General features: G+C 68.1%; 16 protein-coding genes. 8 read left to right on the top strand and 8 right to left on the bottom strand.

The window, feature by feature from the left end; genetic code table 11:
• Positions 1-170 precede the first annotated feature (170 nt).
• A complete protein-coding gene (locus tag NAEX_RS05755) occupies positions 171-1,796 on the bottom strand; it encodes an SIR2 family NAD-dependent protein deacylase (protein WP_096326515.1) in 1,626 nt (541 codons plus the stop codon).
• Between the two features lie 176 nt (positions 1,797-1,972).
• On the opposite strand from NAEX_RS05755, the gene NAEX_RS05760 reads away from it, so the two are divergent.
• From NAEX_RS05760 to NAEX_RS05770, 3 genes are all read left to right on the top strand, one after another.
• On the top strand, positions 1,973-3,886 hold the full coding sequence (locus tag NAEX_RS05760; RefSeq protein WP_096333532.1) for a class I SAM-dependent DNA methyltransferase: 1,914 nt from the start codon (positions 1,973-1,975) through the stop codon (positions 3,884-3,886).
• Positions 3,879-4,871: a restriction endonuclease subunit S gene (locus NAEX_RS52770; RefSeq protein ID WP_096326516.1), complete on the top strand. Its 993-nt coding sequence runs from the start codon at positions 3,879-3,881 to the stop codon at positions 4,869-4,871. Before NAEX_RS05760 ends, NAEX_RS52770 begins: the two co-directional genes overlap by 8 nt.
• Before the next feature lie 94 nt (positions 4,872-4,965).
• Positions 4,966-5,817 carry a transposase gene (locus tag NAEX_RS05770; RefSeq protein ID WP_096326517.1) on the top strand — a complete coding sequence of 284 codons (852 nt, stop codon included), beginning with the start codon at positions 4,966-4,968 and terminating at the stop codon, positions 5,815-5,817.
• 93 nt (positions 5,818-5,910) lie between these two features.
• Here NAEX_RS05770 and istB read toward each other — a convergent pair whose 3' ends face one another.
• From istB to NAEX_RS05785, 3 genes are read right to left on the bottom strand one after another with little or no spacing between them, the layout of a single operon-like run.
• Positions 5,911-6,675 (bottom strand): IS21-like element helper ATPase IstB, encoded by a 765-nt coding sequence (istB, locus tag NAEX_RS05775; RefSeq protein WP_096325670.1) that lies wholly within the window; start codon positions 6,673-6,675, stop codon positions 5,911-5,913.
• Positions 6,656-8,146: an IS21 family transposase gene (gene istA, locus NAEX_RS05780; RefSeq protein ID WP_096325671.1), complete on the bottom strand. Its 1,491-nt coding sequence runs from the start codon at positions 8,144-8,146 to the stop codon at positions 6,656-6,658. Before istA ends, istB begins: the two co-directional genes overlap by 20 nt.
• Positions 8,143-8,517: a hypothetical protein gene (locus NAEX_RS05785; protein WP_096327535.1), complete on the bottom strand. Its 375-nt coding sequence runs from the start codon at positions 8,515-8,517 to the stop codon at positions 8,143-8,145. The genes istA and NAEX_RS05785 overlap by 4 nt, the downstream gene beginning before the upstream one ends.
• Positions 8,518-9,224: 707 nt before the next feature.
• Between NAEX_RS05785 and NAEX_RS54360 the strand changes: the two genes are divergently transcribed.
• Entirely contained in the window at positions 9,225-9,683 is a 459-nt protein-coding gene (locus NAEX_RS54360) for an IS66 family transposase (RefSeq protein ID WP_245913941.1), read from the top strand.
• Here the strand turns inward: NAEX_RS54360 and NAEX_RS05795 are convergent.
• Together NAEX_RS05795 and NAEX_RS49730 are read right to left on the bottom strand one after the other, a co-directional pair.
• Positions 9,617-10,945 carry an IS1380 family transposase gene (locus NAEX_RS05795; RefSeq protein ID WP_096326518.1) on the bottom strand — a complete coding sequence of 443 codons (1,329 nt, stop codon included), beginning with the start codon at positions 10,943-10,945 and terminating at the stop codon, positions 9,617-9,619. The genes NAEX_RS54360 and NAEX_RS05795 overlap by 67 nt on opposite strands.
• Entirely contained in the window at positions 10,836-11,540 is a 705-nt protein-coding gene (locus NAEX_RS49730) for a hypothetical protein (protein WP_170135302.1), read from the bottom strand. The genes NAEX_RS05795 and NAEX_RS49730 overlap by 110 nt, the downstream gene beginning before the upstream one ends.
• A 383-nt stretch (positions 11,541-11,923) precedes the next feature.
• On the opposite strand from NAEX_RS49730, the gene NAEX_RS05800 reads away from it, so the two are divergent.
• The 3 genes from NAEX_RS05800 to NAEX_RS05805 all read left to right on the top strand — a co-directional run bounded on the left by NAEX_RS05800 (position 11,924) and on the right by NAEX_RS05805 (position 13,756).
• Positions 11,924-12,106, top strand: a complete 183-nt coding sequence (locus NAEX_RS05800) for a hypothetical protein (RefSeq protein ID WP_096326519.1) — start codon at positions 11,924-11,926, stop codon at positions 12,104-12,106.
• Positions 12,107-12,115: 9 nt separating this feature from the next.
• Positions 12,116-12,313: a hypothetical protein gene (locus NAEX_RS47355; RefSeq protein ID WP_143141586.1), complete on the top strand. Its 198-nt coding sequence runs from the start codon at positions 12,116-12,118 to the stop codon at positions 12,311-12,313.
• A gap of 126 nt (positions 12,314-12,439) precedes the next feature.
• A complete protein-coding gene (locus NAEX_RS05805) occupies positions 12,440-13,756 on the top strand; it encodes an RCC1 domain-containing protein (protein ID WP_096326520.1) in 1,317 nt (438 codons plus the stop codon).
• Between the two features lie 756 nt (positions 13,757-14,512).
• Here NAEX_RS05805 and NAEX_RS05810 read toward each other — a convergent pair.
• Positions 14,513-15,871 carry a hypothetical protein gene (locus NAEX_RS05810; protein WP_096326521.1) on the bottom strand — a complete coding sequence of 453 codons (1,359 nt, stop codon included), beginning with the start codon at positions 15,869-15,871 and terminating at the stop codon, positions 14,513-14,515.
• A 290-nt stretch (positions 15,872-16,161) separates the two neighbouring features.
• On the bottom strand, positions 16,162-16,569 hold the full coding sequence (locus NAEX_RS49735) for a transposase (protein WP_170135303.1): 408 nt from the start codon (positions 16,567-16,569) through the stop codon (positions 16,162-16,164).
• Between NAEX_RS49735 and NAEX_RS05815 the strand changes: the two genes are divergently transcribed.
• The gene (locus tag NAEX_RS05815; RefSeq protein WP_096326274.1) at positions 16,459-17,700 is read left to right on the top strand and encodes an ISL3 family transposase; all 1,242 of its coding nucleotides are present in this window, start codon (positions 16,459-16,461) and stop codon (positions 17,698-17,700) included. The two genes, NAEX_RS49735 and NAEX_RS05815, sit on opposite strands and share 111 nt — an antisense overlap.

Raw genomic sequence — 17,700 nt, forward strand, 5'->3', positions numbered from 1 at the left:
CGCCGCTCCGCTGCTCGCGAGGTTCCTCGCGGCGTGGTTGCCGCGACTTTCACCACGGGCTGCTAAGCGACTTTGGCCGGCCGCCGCCTTCGTCCGCGTCGACAGCGGCAAGGAGAAGGCCGACATCGTCGCCCGCATCGTCGATATGAGGCCGACGCACTATTTCCGGATCACAACGGGCTCGGCAAGGATCCGGGCTGAATGCTGCTGCGGGTTCCCTTGAGATCCCCTCGCATGATGGTGCTGCCGGGTTTCTTGTCGAACATCTCCCAGGTGCCCTCCATGCGGCCGTCTTTCATGCGCAGGATGAAACGATAATGCCAATCGCCATCCTGGGCCGGGGTGGCCTTGTCGACGGGCTTGTTCGGCCCGAGCCAGGCCTCAAAATCGGCGATCGCCGTGCCATCAGCCCCGGCGACAATGCGTGCCTCGGCGCGGTCCTGATAGGCTTGCTTGTACCTGTTCTTCCCCGAATCGCCGGTCTTGCGGACGATGATGCTGGCGATGCAGTTCTTTCGCGAGGCGATCTCGAGCCTGTAGTGCCCGCTCGCGCCCGAGAATTGCGTGTTCGCCGTCCAGTTCACCGAGGTCGTCATGAGCCACTGGCCCACGATCGGCGTGAGCTCGGCACAGGGGCCGGGCTTCTGTGCAGCGACCGAGACCCCGCGAAACACGTCAGGCGCTGATTTCGGCTCGGACGGCGATTCGCGGAAGATGCAGAATGCTCCGACAGTACCGACCAGGAGCGCCCCGACGACGAGTGCTGTGCCCCGCGAGCCAGGCTGAAGCAGCCGCGGCGGGATATCGAACTCCGGTTCGTCGGTGAAGGATGTTTGACCGCGGGAAGACGCGCTACTGGTCGACGGAGTGATGACGTGGGAGGACGAGCCTAGCGGCGGCCCGGCGCCTCCGCCGCCCAGGTGCAACCCTCCGGGCGGGAGCAGCCGACGAAGGAAGGGCGCGAGGTCGGCGTGGGTGTTCCCGAAGGGCAGCGGGAAGATCCGCTGCTCGGGCGGGTGCTCGCGGCGGAGGGCTTCGATCTCACTCGCCAGGCAGAGCCGGAAGTGGCGGACCTCGGAGCGCGCGAAGACCTCACCAGTCCAGCGCAGGAAGGCGCCGATGTTGGGATCGCACAGGCCGGCGCCGCAGCCGACGAAGACGAAGGTCCACGCCGTCCGCAGGGTCGACAGGACAGCCTGGGCGTGCGGGTCGCGGACGACGTCGATGTAGGAGCGCGTGCCGAGGACGATCGACTCGGGCTCTTCCCACTGGCCGTGCAGGTGGAGCACCCGCGGTTCTGTGCCCCGGACCGCCCGCTCGACCACGGCGGGGCGCGTCCATGTGGCGGGCTTGAGCGCGGTCACGCTCTCGAGGAGGTGGTCGTAATTGGTGGTCGCCAGCAAGGTTCCACGGCGCTGGTGAGCGGCGAGTGCCTCGAGAACGGAGCGATCGCGGATATCGTGATGAAAGGCGCCGACTGTCTCGCGTAGCCAGCGGCTGAACTCGCCCCCGTGCGGGGCGCTCAGGCGGCCTCCGACGATGTCGGCGACGCTCAGGAGGGCCTGGGGACTCGCCAGGCAGAGATGTTGCTGATAGACGGCGTTCTCTCGCGCGTCGAGGGCGCCCAGCTCGTAGATGCGTCGGAGGCCGTCATGCAGCAGGCCCCCCCAACTGGCGAGCACGGCGCGCGGGCCACCGTGGAGCGCCCCGATGCTGACGCCAGCGCCGACGATAAAAACAACGTTCTGTGGCGTGCTGGCGAGGGTCTGACGGAGGTCCTCGAGAAGACCGGACATACGAGGACGGCAGGATATCACGACGGCGCCGATGACGACGATTTCGGCGGCTTGGCCTGACTCCCCCCGTGAAGGCCCAATAGGCGCATCCGGCGTCGGCTTCGCGGGATGGTGCGCGCGGCGACAGGGGCTTCCAAGCCGCGTCTGCCTGCCCTAGAATGCAGTTCGCCGGCTCGATGACGACCAAGACCAGACGGATCCTGGAGACCCTCGCCCGCGACGAACTGCAGGACCTTGTCGCCCAGAACGGGCTCAAGGTGCGGGATCGGCGCGTGCGGGAGGATTTGATCGAGGCCGTGGCCGGGTCCCGCGAGGTCGACCTCGCGGCGCACCTCGGCGGCTTCTCCCGCGACCGGCTCAAGGAGATCTGCCGCAGCCTCGGGCTCGACGACAGCGGCAAGGAGAAGGCCGGCATCGTCGCCCGGATCCTCGGCACGGCGCCCGCGTCCGCCGCCAAGCCCGCGGGGCAGACCGCCCTGGACCTCGAGCCGGCCACACCGGCGCCAGCGCCGGCCAAGGCGAAGCGCGCCGCCAAGGCCGCGCCGCCGAGCAAGCCGGACGGCAACGGCGGCGATCTCGGCTTCGAGCGCAAGCTGTTCCAGGCCGCCGACAAGCTGCGCAACAACATGGACGCGGCCGAGTACAAGCACGTCGTCCTCGGCCTGATCTTCCTCAAGTACATCTCCGACGCCTTCGAGGAGCTGCACGCGCGCCTGGTCGAGCAGGCCGCCGAGGGCGCCGACCCGGAGGACCGCGACGAGTACCGCGCCGAGCGCGTGTTCTGGGTGCCGAAGGCGGCGCGCTGGTCGGGAATCCAGGCCAAGGCCAAGCAGGCCAGCATCGGCCAGACGATCGACGACGCGATGGTCGCCATCGAGAAGGACAACCCGTCGCTGCGCGGCGTGCTGCCCAAGAACTACGGCCGCCCCGGCCTCGACAAGCAGCGGCTCGGCGAGCTCGTCGACCTGATCGGCACGATCGGCCTCGGCACGAAGGAGCACCAGTCCAAGGATATCCTCGGCCGCGTGTATGAGTATTTCCTCTCGGAATTCGCGCTCGCCGAGGGCCGCAAGGGCGGCCAGTTCTACACCCCGCGCTCAGTCGTGCGGCTGCTGGTCGAGATGCTCGCCCCGTACAAGGGCCGCGTCTACGACCCCTGCTGCGGCTCCGGCGGCATGTTCGTGCAGTCGGAGAAGTTCGTCGAGGAGCACGGCGGCCGCCACGGCGACGTCAGCGTCTACGGCCAGGAGTCGAACGAGACGACCTGGCGCCTGGCGAAGATGAACCTCGCCATTCGCGGCATCGAGGCCAACCTCGGCCCCGAGCACGCCGACACCTTCCACCGCGACCTTCACCGCGACCTCAAGGCCGACTACATCCTCGCCAACCCGCCCTTCAACGCAAAGGATTGGGGCGTCGAGCGCCTGGCCGAGGACGTGCGCTGGAAGTACGGCACGCCGCCAGCCGGCAACGCCAACTTCGGCTGGGTGCAGCACTTCATCCACCACCTCGCGCCGACCGGGCAAGCCGGATTTGTCCTCGCCAACGGCTCGATGTCTTCCAATCAGTCTGGAGAGGGCGAGATCCGCAAGGCGATCGTCGAGGCCGACCTGATCGACTGCATGGTTGCGCTCCCCGGCCAGCTCTTCTACTCGACGCAGATCGCCGCATGTCTGTGGTTCCTGGCCCGTGACAAGAAGAACCACCGCTTTCGCGACCGCCGTGGCCGGGTGCTCCTCATCGACGCCCGCAAGTTTGGGCGTATGATCGACCGCACCCAGCGCGAGCTTACGGACGAAGAAATCGCCAGGATCGCCGAGACGTACCACGCGTGGCGCGGCGACAAGGGGGCCGGCAAGTACGAAGACATCGCGGGCTTCTGCAAGAGCGCGACGCTCGACGAGATCCGCCTCCACCAGCACGTACTCACGCCTGGACGCTATGTGGGCGCGGAGGAAGTCGAAGACGAGGACGAGCCATTCGAGCAACGGTTTACTCGACTGACCGCACGACTCGACATCCAGTTTGCGGAGGCTCTTCGCTTGCAAGAAGTAATCCGCCAGAGGCTCGGGGTCCTGCGATATGAGTGAGCGCTGGCGCAGGCTGCCCCTCTCTGAGCTCGTGGATCCCGCACGGGGCATCTGTTACGGAGTCGTTCAGCCCGGCGAGGATTGCGCCGATGGCATACAGATTGTTCGCGTGAACGACATCCGAGGCGGCCGAGTTTCGACCGCGGCTCCACTCCGCATCCAAAGCGAGATTGAAGCTAAGTACGCTCGTTCGCGCCTTCGTGGTGGCGAGCTATTACTAACCTTGGTCGGAACTGTAGGTGAGACGGCGGTTGTACCTCCGGAGCTTGCGGGATGGAATACAGCCAGAGCCGTAGGAGTTCTGCCCATCCTGGCGGACCCAGGTGCGCGTTGGGTCCATTACGTGTTGCGCTCGCCGGAGCTTCGGTCATTGCTCCGAGAATGGTGCAACACGACGGTGCAGGCTACGTTGAATCTGCGGGACGTAGCGCGCTTGCCGATCACCTTACCTCCCAAGAAAGAGCGCGAAGCCATCGAGGGAATCTTGTCGGCGCTCGACGACAAGATCGAGTTGAACCGGCAGACGAACGAGACGCTGGAGGCGATGGCGCGGGCGCTGTTCCAGAGCTGGTTCGTCGACTTCGACCCCGTCCGCGCCAAGATGGAGGGCCGTCTACCGGCGGAAGGGGACGCCGCCACTGCTCGCCTTTTCCCAGAGTCGCTAGAGGATTCCAGCGAAGGTACACTTCCCCGAGGCTGGCATTACGGTTCGGTATATGAGTTGTGCAAGGTGCGCTACGGCGCGCCTTATGCTTCAAGACTCTTCAACACAGAAGGTCGAGGCTTCCCATTAGTGAGAATCCGCGACCTCTCCACTCACAATCCAGAGGTGTTCACGGAAGAGTTACATCCGGCCGGCTTTACAGTGGAATCTGGAGAGATCCTTGTAGGCATGGACGGGGAATTCCGGGCGCAACTGTGGCTAGGAGCTACGGCGGTCGTAAACCAACGCGTGTGCAAATTCATCCCTAACAGCCCGTGGTGAAAGTCGCGGCAACCACGCCGCGAGGAACCTCGCGAGCAGCGGAGCGGCGCGCGGTATCGCGCTCTGCGATGAAAGCTGATAAAGTGGCTTTGCCATGGCCATGGGGCACGACAACGGGGAGCAGCCGACGCTGTTCATCACGTATGACAAGTTGCAGGGGCTCGGGCACCCGTTCTACGAGGCGCTCGACAAGCTGCTCCGGAAGCACGGCTTCGACCGTTTCGCGGAGAAGCAGTGCGAGCCGTTCTACGCCGAGGTGATGGGACGACCGGGCCTCGCGCCGGGGGTGTACTTCCGCTGCTTGCTGATCGGCTACTTCGAGGGGATCGGCAGCGAGCGGGGCATCGCCTGGCGGGTCGCCGACTCGCTGAGTCTGCGGCGGTTTTTGGGGCTCGGCCTGGAGAAGCAGCCGCCGGATCACTCGACGATCTCGCGGACGCGGCGTCGGCTGAGCACCGACGTGCACGAGCGGGTGTTCACGCGGGTGCTGGAGCTGGTCGCCGAGCATGGCCTGTTGCGCGGCAAGACGCTCGGGATCGACGCAACGACACTTGAGGCGAACGCGGCGCTGCGATCGATCGTGCGCCGCGACGACGGACGCGCGTACAAGGAGTACTTGACCGACCTGGCGAAGGCCGAGGGGATCGAGGAACCGACGCGCGAGGACCTGGCGCGGCTGGACCGCAAGCGGCCGAAGAAGGGCTCGAACGACGAGTGGGTACACCCGCACGATCCCGAGGCGCAGATCATGAAGATGAAGGACGGCAGCACCCACCTCGCGCACAAGCACGAGCAGGCGGTCGACCTCGAGACCGGCGCCATCGTCGGCGTGACGGTGCACGGCGGCGCTGCGGGCGACACGAAGACCATCGAGAAGACGCTGGAGGTCGCCGACGCCAATCTCGCGGAGGTGCGCCAAGAGGGCTCGGTGTTGACGACGGCGTAGATCCGCGTAAATCCAGCGGCAGAAATCAGCGGCGAAAATCGGCGGCAGAAAACGCCGGCGAGGCCGGCGTCGAGCGAGGGTGACCGTGGCGGCTCAGGATTTGCGACGAGAGCGCCTGGCGGCTCTGCGGGTCGTGTTGCGTTCGACGGTCTCCTTGTTCCGGTAGGATTCGGCGTCGATGGTGAGGACCTCGGCGTTGTGGCACAGGCGGTCGATGACGGCGACGATGCTGGTCGCGCTCGGAAACACCTCCTGCCACTCGCTGAAGATCCGGTTGGTGGTTACGATTGTCGAGAGTCGTTGGTATCGCTGGCTGACCACCTGGAAGAGCAGATCGGCGTAGCCTTGCCCATAGGACATGTAGCCGACCTCGTCCACGACGAGGAGCGCGGGAGAGGTGTAGCGGCGGAGGCGCTTCCGCAGGCGCGTGGTGTCGGGCTGGGCCGCGAGATCGCCGAGCATCTGGGCGGCCTCGACGACGCGGACGGTGTGGCCGGCCCGGATCGCGCGGTGGGCGAGGTTGCGGGCGATCATCGTCTTACCGACGCCGCCCGAGCCGATCAGGACGACGTTGGTGTGCTCGCGGAGGAAGTCGAGCTCGAAGAGAGCCTCGATCGCCTCGCGGTCGATCTTCCGCGGGTGCGTCCAATCGAAGTCGGCGATCGGCTTAAAGGCGCCGATCTTGGCGCCCTCGAGGCGACGCGCGAGGCTGCGTCGACAGCGTTCGTCCTCTTCGGCCTCGATGAGCGGGCGCAGCCACGGCTCGGCCTCGATGGCGTGCCAGCGGGCGAGCAGGCCGTAGAGCCCGAGCGCGGCGGCGCGCTCGCGCAGCGTCGCGTCAGGTGTCTTCGTCGCCATCGTCGTTCTCCTCGGCGGTGAGCGCGTCGTAGGTGCGGAGGTCGTGCGGGCGCACGACGATCGCGCGCAGGCGCGTCGGGAGCTCCGGCGCCTCCCGGTGTCCTGGCGGGGCGAGCTGCTCAATCGCCTTGCGCAGCGCCGGGATGTATAGCAACTCGCGTGCGAGCGCGTCGTCGATGGCCTGCTCCAAGAGACAGGCGCCGTGGGCGTCGAGGAGCTCCTCGAGCTGACGGGTGGCGCGGGCGAGCGGCTCGCCGCGCTCGGCGAGGGCGCGCAGGAAGTCCTGGCTCCGCGGGACCGCGCGCCGCAGGCGATCGAGCTCCCGATGTGTCCGGGCGCCGGTCTTTTCGGACCACAGCGCGTCGATGTGCGACCTGTCCTCGAGGACCTCGCCGGCGCCGTAGCAGCGGGCGTGCTCGGCGATCACGTGCGTCCCGTCGACGACGCGCACGCGCTCGGCGTCGGCGACGACGACGAGCTCCTTGCAGACGTGGGTGTGCGGGATCGAGTAGTCGTTGCGATCGAAGCGCACGTACGGGGTCTTGCCGGCGCGCACGGGCTGCTGCTCGGCGCACGGAAACGGCTCGCCGGACGCCACCAGCAGCAAGGGGCGCTCCTCGGCGAAGGCGCTTTCGACCGTGCGGGCGCGGTCGTCGGGCCACAGTCTTTGCATGGCGAGGGTCTGGCAGAATGCGAGCACCTGCGCGTTGAGGTCGTCGAGGCCGACGAAAGTGCGGCCGGCGAAGAATGCGTCGCGCAGGTAGCGAATCGCGCGTTCGACACGACCCTTCTCGTTTCCCCTCCTCGGCGCGACCGGCCTGGGTTCATAGCGGTAGTGCCCCGCGAACTCGACGAGCGTCGGGTGGAGGCGGATCGCGTCGCCCTGTCGCTCGAGCACCGCGCTCTTCAGGTTGTCGTAGAGCACGACCCGCGCGGCGCCGCCGAAGTACGCGAATGCATGCACATGGCCAGCGAGGAAGCTCGGCATCCGCGCGTCGTAGAAGAAGCGCACGAACAGCGCGCGCGACCAGCTCAGCACCATGACGAAGGCCATCAGCTTGCGCGTCGCCCGGCCGACCTGGACCTTGCCGAAGTCGGCCCAGTCCACTTGGGCCTGTTCTCCGGGCAAGGTCGCAAGGCGCAGGTACGCCTCGGCCCGGCGGGGTCGCAGCTCGCGGACCACCTCGCGCAGCCGCGAGATCTGGCCGGTGTAGCCGCGCGTGCGGACCATCTGCAGGATCCGCGTCGCGCGCAGCTTCGGGTACTTCTCGAGCGTCTCGCGGATGAAGGCGCGGTACGGATCCACCTTCGTCCGCCGCTTCGGCGCCGGCAGCTTCACGCCGTTGTGCTGGAGGATCCTGCGCACCGTGCCGTGGTGCAGGCCGAGCTGCGCGGCGATCGTGCCGATCCGCCAGCCCTCGGCGTGAAACAGCCGCAGGACATTCGCCCGAGTCAAGGCCGACGTCGTCACTTCTCACCTCCGGTCAGATCGAGATCCCACTGCACGGTCGACGGCGGCCGTGGTCGTCGGAGACGGAGGACAAGACGCAAGGGAGCGAGCTCGTAAGCGTGCACCAGCGGGCTCCCGGGATCATCCAGAGTCGCGCCGAAGAGTCCCAGACCCGTGAGCCCAGACGAATCGCAGCTGCCGTCCACACACACAGCAACGCGCAGCGCATCCCCCTGCCACAGCGCGAGGCCCTCGAGCAGCGCCACCAGCGCCCGCGGATGGGAGGGCCGCGGCAGGATCGCCCGCAGCAGCTCCTGCCCCCGCGCTTGCAGCCTCAGCTCGATCGTCGTCGGTCGCGGCCTCAGCCTCATCGACCATGTCCCGATGTTCATGCGATGAATCTCCTTCTGACGCGGTCACCAGCTCCACGCTGATCGATCCCGCGTCCCGGTAGTCATCGCCGTCTCCGCCGTCCTGCGGGAGACACTGCTCCGTCACTTTCTTCGCCCGCTGCGCCGTTCGATACTTCGCCTGTCGCTGAGCGTGCTTGCGCCGACCCTTCCTCGACTGCTGATACCGTCGATTCGACGCCCGTTGCCTCCGCAGCCGCCCCTGCCTGGCGCAGCCCGGCCCGCAGTAGCGCCGCCCGCACCAGCACGCGTCGCACACCCACGTCGCGCTCCCGCACGCTCCACAGCGCAGCGGGATCCCCCTCGGCTCCCGCGGCTCGTTCGGCTCTCGATCGACGACACCTCCGTGCCGGTCCCCGTTGCGGATCCCACCGTCCTGTGGCAGCCTTCACGCGACCTGTCTCTTCGACAATGTCGCTGGGGGAGGTTGTTGGGGGACGCCGGAGAGCGCCAACTCTTGATCCCGGCGTCCCCGTTTTTTTTTCCGGCGCCTCCCCGCTACCCGGCCTCGCCACGCGGCGCCAATCTCCGGACACGCCTCCGGCCCGGCTACGCTCGACCAGAAATTCTTGTGATCTGGCCTACAAGCCTGCGGCCCGTCGAGTTTCTACCAAAACCATTTCGTCGCCTCGCCGCTGGATTTACGCAGATCGAGATCGTCGCTGACACGCCGCAAGCTGTCCGCGCCGATCGTCGACGAATTCTTCGCGTGGTGCGCCCAGCAAGCCGAGGTCGCCCTCGACGGCTCGCCGCTCGCCGCAGCCCTGACCTACGCCACCAACCAGAAGGCCGCGCTGCGGCGCTTCCTGGACGACGGCCGTCTGCCCCTCCACAACAACATCTCCGAGCGCGCGCTGCGGCGCGAGGCGGTCGGTCGCAAAAACTGGCTCTTCGTCGGCAGCGACGACGGCGCCCGCGCCAACACGCTCTTCGTGTCCCTGCTGGCTAGCTGCCAGATGCACGGCATCGAGCCCCTCGGCTACCTCCGCGACCTCCTGTGCCTGCTGCCCTCCTGGCCGCGCCCCCGCGTCCTCGAGCTCGCCCCCGCCTCCTGGCAGGAAACGCTCAAGCAGCCAGAGGCTCAGCAGCTCCTCGCCGCCAACCTCTTCCGCCGTATCGCCCTCGGCGAGCATCCGACCGCGATGTAGCCCAGGCGCCCCCGACCGAGCCAGACGCAGTCTGTCGGACGATTACGGCGGAGCTGGTTGGCGCGCAGCGTGTGGGCGCTGGTGCGGTCGGCGAAGAGGCCGAGCTGCTGCTCCTTGATCCGGTTCTCCATGTCCCCACGAGCGCAGTAGAGGTCCTCGTAGAGCGAGCGCGCGTCGTACTCGTCCTGCGAGAGGTTGGTGGCGACGAAGCGCGGATTCTCCTTGTCCGTCGTGTACTCGGCCTTGCCGACCACCCGGCGCTCTCGCGACCACGTCCGGTTGGTCTCGTAGCGAAAGTCCTTGAAGACGCGTGCTTCCTTGCCGGTCTGCTCGGAGGTGGCGCGGGCCTGCGTCATCTCGTCCTCGAGCTCGGCGATCAGGCGCGAGTTCTTCTGCAGGCCGAGGACGAAGAAGAGGCCGTTGTCCTCGCACCAGCGCATGACCTCGTCCCGGCAGAAGCCGGAATCGCCGCGCACGATGATCCGGACGGCCGGCCAGCGAGCGAGGATCTGACTGACGATCCTCTCGAGCTCCTCGACCGCGCCGCTGACTGGCTGCTTGTCGGCGGTGTTCAGCGCGGCGCCGAGGATGAAGTCGCCGCAGAAGACGTACAGCGGCAGGTAGCAGTAGCTGTCGTAGAAGCCATGGAAGAAGCGACCCTCCTGCTTGCCGTGTACGGGGTCGTCCGTCGCGTCGAGATCGAGGACGATCTCGGCGGGCGGCCGATCGTGCGCGGCCAGGAAGGTGTCGACGAAGAGGCGCTGGATGCCGTGGTCGTCGTAGCTGATCTTCTTGTAGCGCTCGTCGCCGGCCACCGTGGGCTTCGCCAGCTCCAGGCGGTTCAGCGTGCTCTTGCCCGCCAGCGCATGGCCCCGGTCGCGCACCCGCTTGCGCTGCTCGCCGGTCGGATCGGCCTTGCCTATCGCCAGCGCGAGCAAGGCATCGTCGCGGAGCACGTCGTGGTCGTTCAGGTCCTCGTAACCACACAGCAGGCCCAGCACGCGCTGCGCGAGCAATTCCTCGACGGTGTGCTCGATGCGGCTCGGGTCGCGGTGGTCCCGGAAGCAGGCCGCGAAGTCCCGAAACACACCTGAACTCTCGGTCAGCTCCCGCAGCAACAGCAGGCCCCCGTCCGAGCTGACCCGTCCGCCGTCAAAGGCAGCCTCGACACGCCTCCGCCCGGCCGGTTGAAAATCGAACTCGGTGCGGATACACCTTGTCGTGTTCCGGCCGTACCCCTGGGTGGTCAGCAATCGTTTCACACCCGCTCGAACTCGGGAAGTGCGGCCGGTTTTCCTTCCCGTGGTGAGAAATCCGGACTAGCTGGGTCTCGCTGTCAACTCTGCTGGCCTCGCCATTGGCGTGGTGAATGGTAAGGGACAGCGCGGTGCCCTCGACGTCGATGTCGACAGTCGACCCATTGATGTCTGAAACCTCGGCCAACCGACCCGGCACTGTCGGCCCAGTCCCTGTCGGCCCCTCATCTCCAGGGAAATCGATTCTGGCGGCGGCCAGCTTGGCAACGGCAGCAGGATTGTCGACGCTCTCGTCATCCGAGCTGGCAACAGGGGCCAGCGTGACCGCGCTCTGAAGCTCCGAGTCTGTGGGTTCAGCTTCCCCTTCTCCGCTACATCCAGCACCTACGAGCGCAGCAGGCCGGTCCTCGTCGCTCACCATGTCATCCTCGGCGGGCTGCGGCGCCACTGACAGAGGCGACAAAGACACGACTGCTGCCGGCTCCAGCGAGGGCGACGGCACAAGGCTCGACGCTGGCGCGCTCGTCTCCAAAACGGCACAGGTGAGAACGATAGCGATGACTGTATGGTGCTGAATGGCACATCGGATGATGCTGGGCATGATTGGTTGTACGATAAACTTTGACTGGGAACCAAGTAGCGACAAGCGAGCGGCAAGCGAAAACTCTGTCAATTAGGCACGCCGACGTCAGCCGCGGATCTGTAGCCGCTTGAGCGCCTGCCGCAGCCGATGTCGGTCTGCGGCTCGGTGCGATCTTTCGCAGATACTCGGATGAACTCGTAGCGAGCCGAGACGGCGAAGACGCGGGGGACGGCACGACGGAGATGGCCAGCACCGACACGCCGCAGTTCTCGACGCGCACGCCTCACCGCGACCAGTCCCCCGTGAGCTCCCGTGAAGCGCCTCCGCCTGCCGCGGCGCGGCGTCCGGCCGCGTCGTGGGAGACTCGCATGCGTCGCGCGGAGGCTCACGTTCGCCGGTGCATGGAGAAGTCGGGCGCGACGATCAAGCCGCTGGTCGTCACACTCTCGGCCGGCGAGCTGCCGAGCGTGCGCGGGGTGGCCTCTGGGTCAGACGCGTCGCGTTGCGTCCGCGAGGCGCTGGAGCGCTTCGGCCTGGCGGTGAGCAGCGGCCAACGCCAACACACCTTCTTTGTAGCCCCGTAGGAGCCGACGATGACTCTCCACCTCGCCTTCGTCCTGTCGATGCTCGCCCCACCGTCCGAAGAAGCCGCACGCGCGGCCTTCAACGCCGGCGAGCTCGAGCGTGCGCTGGTGTCGCCTTTATCCCCCAGTGACGAGCGCTCACTGGTGAACGCGCGCTGCTCGGGCCTGGCGCAGGCCGCCGAGGGTCCCGGTTTGGGTGTCCCGTGACAACGAGCGGGCGCGGCGGATCGCGGCCGAGCTCTGGGTCCCGAATATCGCCCCAGCGCCGCACCCGACCCGGCGGGCCGGGTTTCGGCGGAGCACGAACACCCGCGGAGCGCGTACAATCCCGGTATGCTTGGGTCACGTTCGCTCGCCGCGGCTCTCGTGGCTGTCGCCTGCTCGCCGCACCGCAGGCCGGACGACGCGGGCCGGCCGAACGAGAGCCCGCCGCCGCCGCTCGTCGCGCCCGCTCGGGCCCCGGCGGCCCCAGCGGCCCCGCCGAGCGGCGAGCTCGTCGCGCCCGCTCGGGCCCCGGCGGCCCCAGCGGCCCCGCCGAGCGGCGAGCTCGTCGCGCTCGCACCGGGCGTCAACCACACCTGCGCCCTCCGCCAGGGCCAGGTGTTCTGCTGGGGGCTCAATCGCCAGGGGCTTCTCGGCGTCGGAGAGCCTGACCTCGAGGACATCTTGCGACCGCGTCGGGTTCCGGGCCTCCCGCCGGTCGTCCAGGTGGCCTCGGACTACGACTTCACCTGCGCGCTCGCCGAGGACCACGCGGTCTATTGCTGGGGAGACAACGGACGCGGCCAGCTCGGCATCGGTGACGTCGCACTCCAGACGACACCGGCACGGCTCGCCGACCTCGCCGCCGACCGCCTCGTCGTCGACTTCGGCCGGGTCTGCGCCGGCCGCGGCGCCGCGTTCTTCTGCTGGGGCCGCGGCGAGTTCGGCGACGGCCACGTACGCCAGCAGCCGTTCCCGCTCGAGATTGCGGCGCTCGCCGGCGTCGACGACCTCGCCCTCGCGGGCGCCCACGGATGCACGCTGAAGGCCGGCGAGGTCCGCTGCTGGGGTCACAACGTCAGCGGCCAGCTCGGCAACGGCCAGGGCGGTTGCCGCTACAAACACCCGCTTCCCCGGGAGGGCCGCCGCCTGCCGCCGAAGGAGTGCAAGCACGAGCCGGTTCCGGTCCGCGCCGTCGGTCTGCCGCCGATCGTCGAGCTCGCGCTCGGCGGCTACTTCTCCCACGCCCGCGACGAGGTCGGACGGATCTGGCGTTGGGGACAGCAGGGCGAGAGGATGGATTACGGCGAGGACCTCGCCAAGTACCGGCCGTACGCGCTCGACGGGCTGCCCCCGATGGCCGAGCTCGCCGCCGGCGAGGCCCACGCCTGCGCCCGCACCGCGGACGGCGAGCTGTGGTGCTGGGGGAACAACTCGTTCGGCCAGCTCGGCCACGCGCCTGTCCCTGGGGAAAGCAGCGAGCAGATCGCCCGGGTCGGCGGTCTGCCGCCGGTCCGTGCGCTGGCGCTCGGCTTCCACCACACCTGCGCGCTCGCGGGCGCGAGCGCCGACGTCCGGGTCTGGTGCTGGGGCGACAACAGCGACGGCCAGCTCGGCGACGGGACCACCGAACGCCGCCACACCCCGGTCCAGGTCCGCTGGGACTGACGCGAGTCCGCCAGGGCCGACACTGCTCAGCGCGTGGCCTGCGAGCCGCAACGGCGAGAAGCCCACCGAGTAGCCGGCGGCCTCGAAGAGCGGCGCGGTCGCCTGCCCGGCCGCGAACGGGACGACCGGATCGCGAGTGCCGTGCGCCGCCTCGATCCGGATGTCGCTCCGGCCGCGGGGCAGCGACACACCGCGCCTGACGGCATGGAACCTCGGCGTCGTGCTCATCAAGAACGTGATGCTGTCTCCGCTCGTTGCGCGGGTGCCGTATCGGGCACTCTTCGTCGTCCGGACTCGCGCCGGCGTCCACCTAAGCAGTCGCCGTGATCGCTACCCGTCGGCGGGACGCTCGCGGTGGCCCCGCGACGGCCCGCGCGGAGTCGTCACGGCCGACTGCGGTCTCTGCCGCGAGCCTGGCGCGCTGACGCGCCTTCCGCTCCCAACAACGTAGTGAGCCTTTTCCTGTGCGAACACCCGGACGCGGGCGGTGAGGGCGAGTCCGGTGGCGAAGGCGGCGAGGGCGGCAAGCGGGCCTCGACGATGCGGGCCTGCGCGTGCGGCAGATAGATCCGCGTCAGCGCGGCCGAGTACGAGCGCGGCTACATCATGTGCGGCCTGTGCGGCGACCCGCCGGCGGGACGCTCGCGGGGGCGCCGTCACGGCTCGCGCGGAGTACGTGCCCGCGAGCGTCTGGTCGTCGATGTCCCAGCCATCCGTCGGCGCCCCACGCCCGCGCGGACAGCTCCAGAAGCGGGGTCACGGGACGCATGCCGTGCCCGCGCGCGAGGCGTCCGTGGGTCTCTTGCGCCGCCCGTCGTCGAGTGCGAGGTGCGCCCAGAGGCTCACGCTGAAGAAGACGAAGAGGACGCCGCCGAGCCAGAGCAGTTCTTTGCTGCGCTCGGCCTCGGCCGATGCGACGGGGACGACGATCGGCGCATCGGGATGGGAATGGAGGCCATGCCGCCGCTCGGTCGCCGCGATGGCCCGCTCGATGCTCCCGAGTTCCTCGAGGTGCGCCGCATCCGAGCGGTGGAGCACGACGGCGTCCCGCACACGCTCGGGTAGCGGCGTGCGCACCACGATCTCGCCTGCATCGAGGCGGCGCGCGAGCTCGCCGTGCCGGTGAGCGCCCCGTCCGATCTCCCCGCGCTCGAGCACCGTCGTCACGACCGTCTCGTCGGGACCGGCCACCCAGGCGGGCACCGGCTGCGACGGGGTCCAGCCGGCAGGAACGAGCGGGACCACGTGGTGCACGTAGCGCGCGAGCCCGCCGCCCCGGAACGCCTGCTTGCGTACCGATTGTCCGGCGAGATCGGGCCGAAGAGTGCCGCTCGCGAACGTCACGAGCCCGGCAAACCGGTGCGCCGGGGCCTCGGCGACCTCGACCTGTCTCGCAAGGCCCCGCACGAGCCAGGCTGCGCCCCGATCGACGAGGAGCGCCGTGAATGGTGCGATCATCGCGAGGACCATCGAAATGGTCGTCGGTGAGGCGGCGAGCAAGCAGTTCGCTCGGACGAGGACGACGATGAGGCCGGGTGCCCCGAACAGGAGCACGGTAGCGACGATCATCTCCCAGCCTTTCGAAAGGGGGAGGCACGCGAAGAGCGCGGCGTAGACGAGAAGCAGCGCCGGCGGAAAGAGCAGCGCTGCGATCCGGTTCGGCGTTCGCGGCAGGGCCGCCCGGGCGGGGCCGCTGCGCTCCGCTCCTTCGCGAAGGCGCACCTCGATGTGATCAGCGCGCGCGCGCAGCGCGTCCCGCGTCGCTTCGATCTCGCCGCGCGCGCGCTCGAGCGCTTCGCGCGCGCGCGCGAGCTCCCGCGTCGCGGCGACGGCCTCGTTCGTTCGGTCGTCCGCCGCCTGCGCGCCTTTGGATTCCGCGCGCGCGAGGCCTCGTTCGGCCTCATCGACGCGGCGGCGGTGCGCGGTCAGGATCTGCTCCGCGAGCCGATCGAACTCGCGGCGGGTCGTCGCCAGGATACGCCGCGCGCGCCGTCCGCTGGCGCGCTGCCCTCGGGGGCCCGCCGCCGCCGCGCCGTCGGCGAGAGCTTCGGCTTGCGCGAGATCGGCGAGCGGTACCTTGAGCTCGTGCAGGGACGGGGGCGCACGTCGGCGCATCCACAGAGCATAGCAGCCCGAGGTAGAAGTCGCTGACTTGAAGCCGCTCATACGAGCCTCGCGTGAGCGGCGCGCTCCAGAAGTCGAGGCCTCGGTAGAAAATGCCGTGAGTCGCGTCCAAAGAGCGCTGCGAGCCATCGCAAAAGCATAAGAGAGTCTCCCCAGAGAAGTGGCGCGAAACTGAGCTTTGATCCATCGCGCTGATCTATCAAGTAGCCGCCTCCTGCCGCGCGGTCGCAAAGCTTTTGAGCGCAGTGACTCCCCAGCGAGTCGCCGGCCCATGATCGTGATCATGGCATGATAGACATCTGCGGTGCTTGATGCGACCGATCGCTCATATTCTCGGTTGAGCAACCGAAACGATCCAGCCAACCGAAGGTACGTTCAACCGTCCATCGGCGAGGCAAGACGACAAACCCACTCATGTCATCAGTCCGTTTCACGGTTTCAATGTCGATACCTGTACTGTTCGCTAGAGCCTTGATTTGCTGACCGTTGTACACGCTGTCAGCCCAGATCTTCCGGCTCTTCAGGGTTGAGGGTGGCGTAGGTTGCGCGCGAAATCGCGCCGTGATATCGTGCGCGAAATGGCAGAGACCGAACTCTATGCCCGAATTCTCGGTATCGAGGCTCCCTGGAGAGTTGCTGCGGTGAAGCTGCAGCTCGGGCAGGGGCAGATCGTCATCGAGGTCGAGCACGACCCCGATGTGCCAACGACGTGCCCGGAGTGTGGCCAGGCTGTTCCCCGTCACGATACGCGGACTCGCCGATGGCGGCACCTCGATACGTGTCAGTATCGGACGATCATCGAAGCCGGCGTACCGCGGACGTCGTGCCCGAAGCACGGTACGCTCACGATGCGCGTCTCGTGGGCGGACGGTAGCGCTCGGCTCACCGCGCTGTTCGAGGCGCTGGTGATCGACTGGCTCCGCGATGCGCCGATTGCAGTGGTCGCGGAGCGCCTCGGGCTCTCGTGGGATCAGGTCGCCGGCGTCCAGGAGCGTGCAGTACAACGCGGACTCGAGCGCCGCGAGGTCGCGCTGCCGGAGATGCTCGCCGTCGACGAGACCTCCTTCCAGCGGCGCCACGAGTACGTCACGATCGTGCATGACCCGAAGTCCGCCAGCAAGCGGGTCATCCACGTCGCCGACGGACGCGGCAAGGGGGCCCTCAAGGGCTTCCTGAGCGGCTTTTCGCGCCCAGAGAGGGCTGCGGTCTCCGTGGTCGTCATGGACATGCACGAGCCCTACATTCAAGCTGTCCGCGAGGCCATCCCCGATGGCGACGCGAAGATCGCCTTCGACAAGTACCACGTCGCCGCGCGCCTCGGTCAAGCCGTCGACCACGTGCGACGCGAGGAACACCGCGCTCTCCACGGCCTCGGCGACAACCGGCTCAAGGGCACCAAGTACCTCTGGCTGCGCAACCCCGAACGGATGAGCAAGGAGGTCTGGGACGACTTCGAGGCGCTGCGGACGAGCTCGCTGCGGACGGCCCGCGCGTGGGCGCTCAAGGAGGCGGCGATGGAGGTCTGGGAGCACACCTCGCCGAGCAACATGCGGGACCAATGGGGCATGTGGTACGATTGGGCTATCCGCTCTCGCCTGGAGCCGATGAAGGCCGCCGCGCGCATGGTCAAAAATCACCTCGGCGGCATCATCCATGCAGCCACCGAACGGATCACCAACGCCTCTGCCGAGGGCCTTAACTCGGTCATCCAGAAGCTCAAGTACGTCGCCCGCGGCTTCCGTAACCGCGACCGCTTCCGAGCTGCGATCTACTTCCACCTCGGCGGCCTCGACCTCTATCCTGCCGGGATCACGCGCTGA

The organism is Nannocystis exedens (assembly GCF_002343915.1).
In the GTDB taxonomy this organism is placed as follows: Bacteria; Myxococcota_A; Polyangia; order Nannocystales; family Nannocystaceae; genus Nannocystis; species Nannocystis exedens.

Excerpts from the sequence above, each read along its gene's own strand:
- NAEX_RS05805 (WP_096326520.1), top strand. The coding sequence starts at position 12,440 with ATGCTTGGGTCACGTTCGCTCGCCGCGGCTCTCGTGGCTGTCGCCTGC.
- istB (WP_096325670.1), bottom strand. The coding sequence starts at position 6,675 with ATGGCGACGAAGACACCTGACGCGACGCTGCGCGAGCGCGCCGCCGCG.
- NAEX_RS05770 (WP_096326517.1), top strand. The coding sequence starts at position 4,966 with ATGGCCATGGGGCACGACAACGGGGAGCAGCCGACGCTGTTCATCACG.
- NAEX_RS47355 (WP_143141586.1), top strand. The coding sequence starts at position 12,116 with ATGACTCTCCACCTCGCCTTCGTCCTGTCGATGCTCGCCCCACCGTCC.
- NAEX_RS05810 (WP_096326521.1), bottom strand. The coding sequence starts at position 15,871 with ATGCGCCGACGTGCGCCCCCGTCCCTGCACGAGCTCAAGGTACCGCTC.
- NAEX_RS49730 (WP_170135302.1), bottom strand. The coding sequence starts at position 11,540 with ATGCCCAGCATCATCCGATGTGCCATTCAGCACCATACAGTCATCGCT.
- NAEX_RS52770 (WP_096326516.1), top strand. The coding sequence starts at position 3,879 with ATGAGTGAGCGCTGGCGCAGGCTGCCCCTCTCTGAGCTCGTGGATCCC.
- NAEX_RS05760 (WP_096333532.1), top strand. The coding sequence starts at position 1,973 with ATGACGACCAAGACCAGACGGATCCTGGAGACCCTCGCCCGCGACGAA.
- NAEX_RS05755 (WP_096326515.1), bottom strand. The coding sequence starts at position 1,796 with ATGTCCGGTCTTCTCGAGGACCTCCGTCAGACCCTCGCCAGCACGCCA.
- NAEX_RS05785 (WP_096327535.1), bottom strand. The coding sequence starts at position 8,517 with ATGAACATCGGGACATGGTCGATGAGGCTGAGGCCGCGACCGACGACG.
- NAEX_RS05815 (WP_096326274.1), top strand. The coding sequence starts at position 16,459 with ATGGCAGAGACCGAACTCTATGCCCGAATTCTCGGTATCGAGGCTCCC.
- NAEX_RS05800 (WP_096326519.1), top strand. The coding sequence starts at position 11,924 with ATGGAGAAGTCGGGCGCGACGATCAAGCCGCTGGTCGTCACACTCTCG.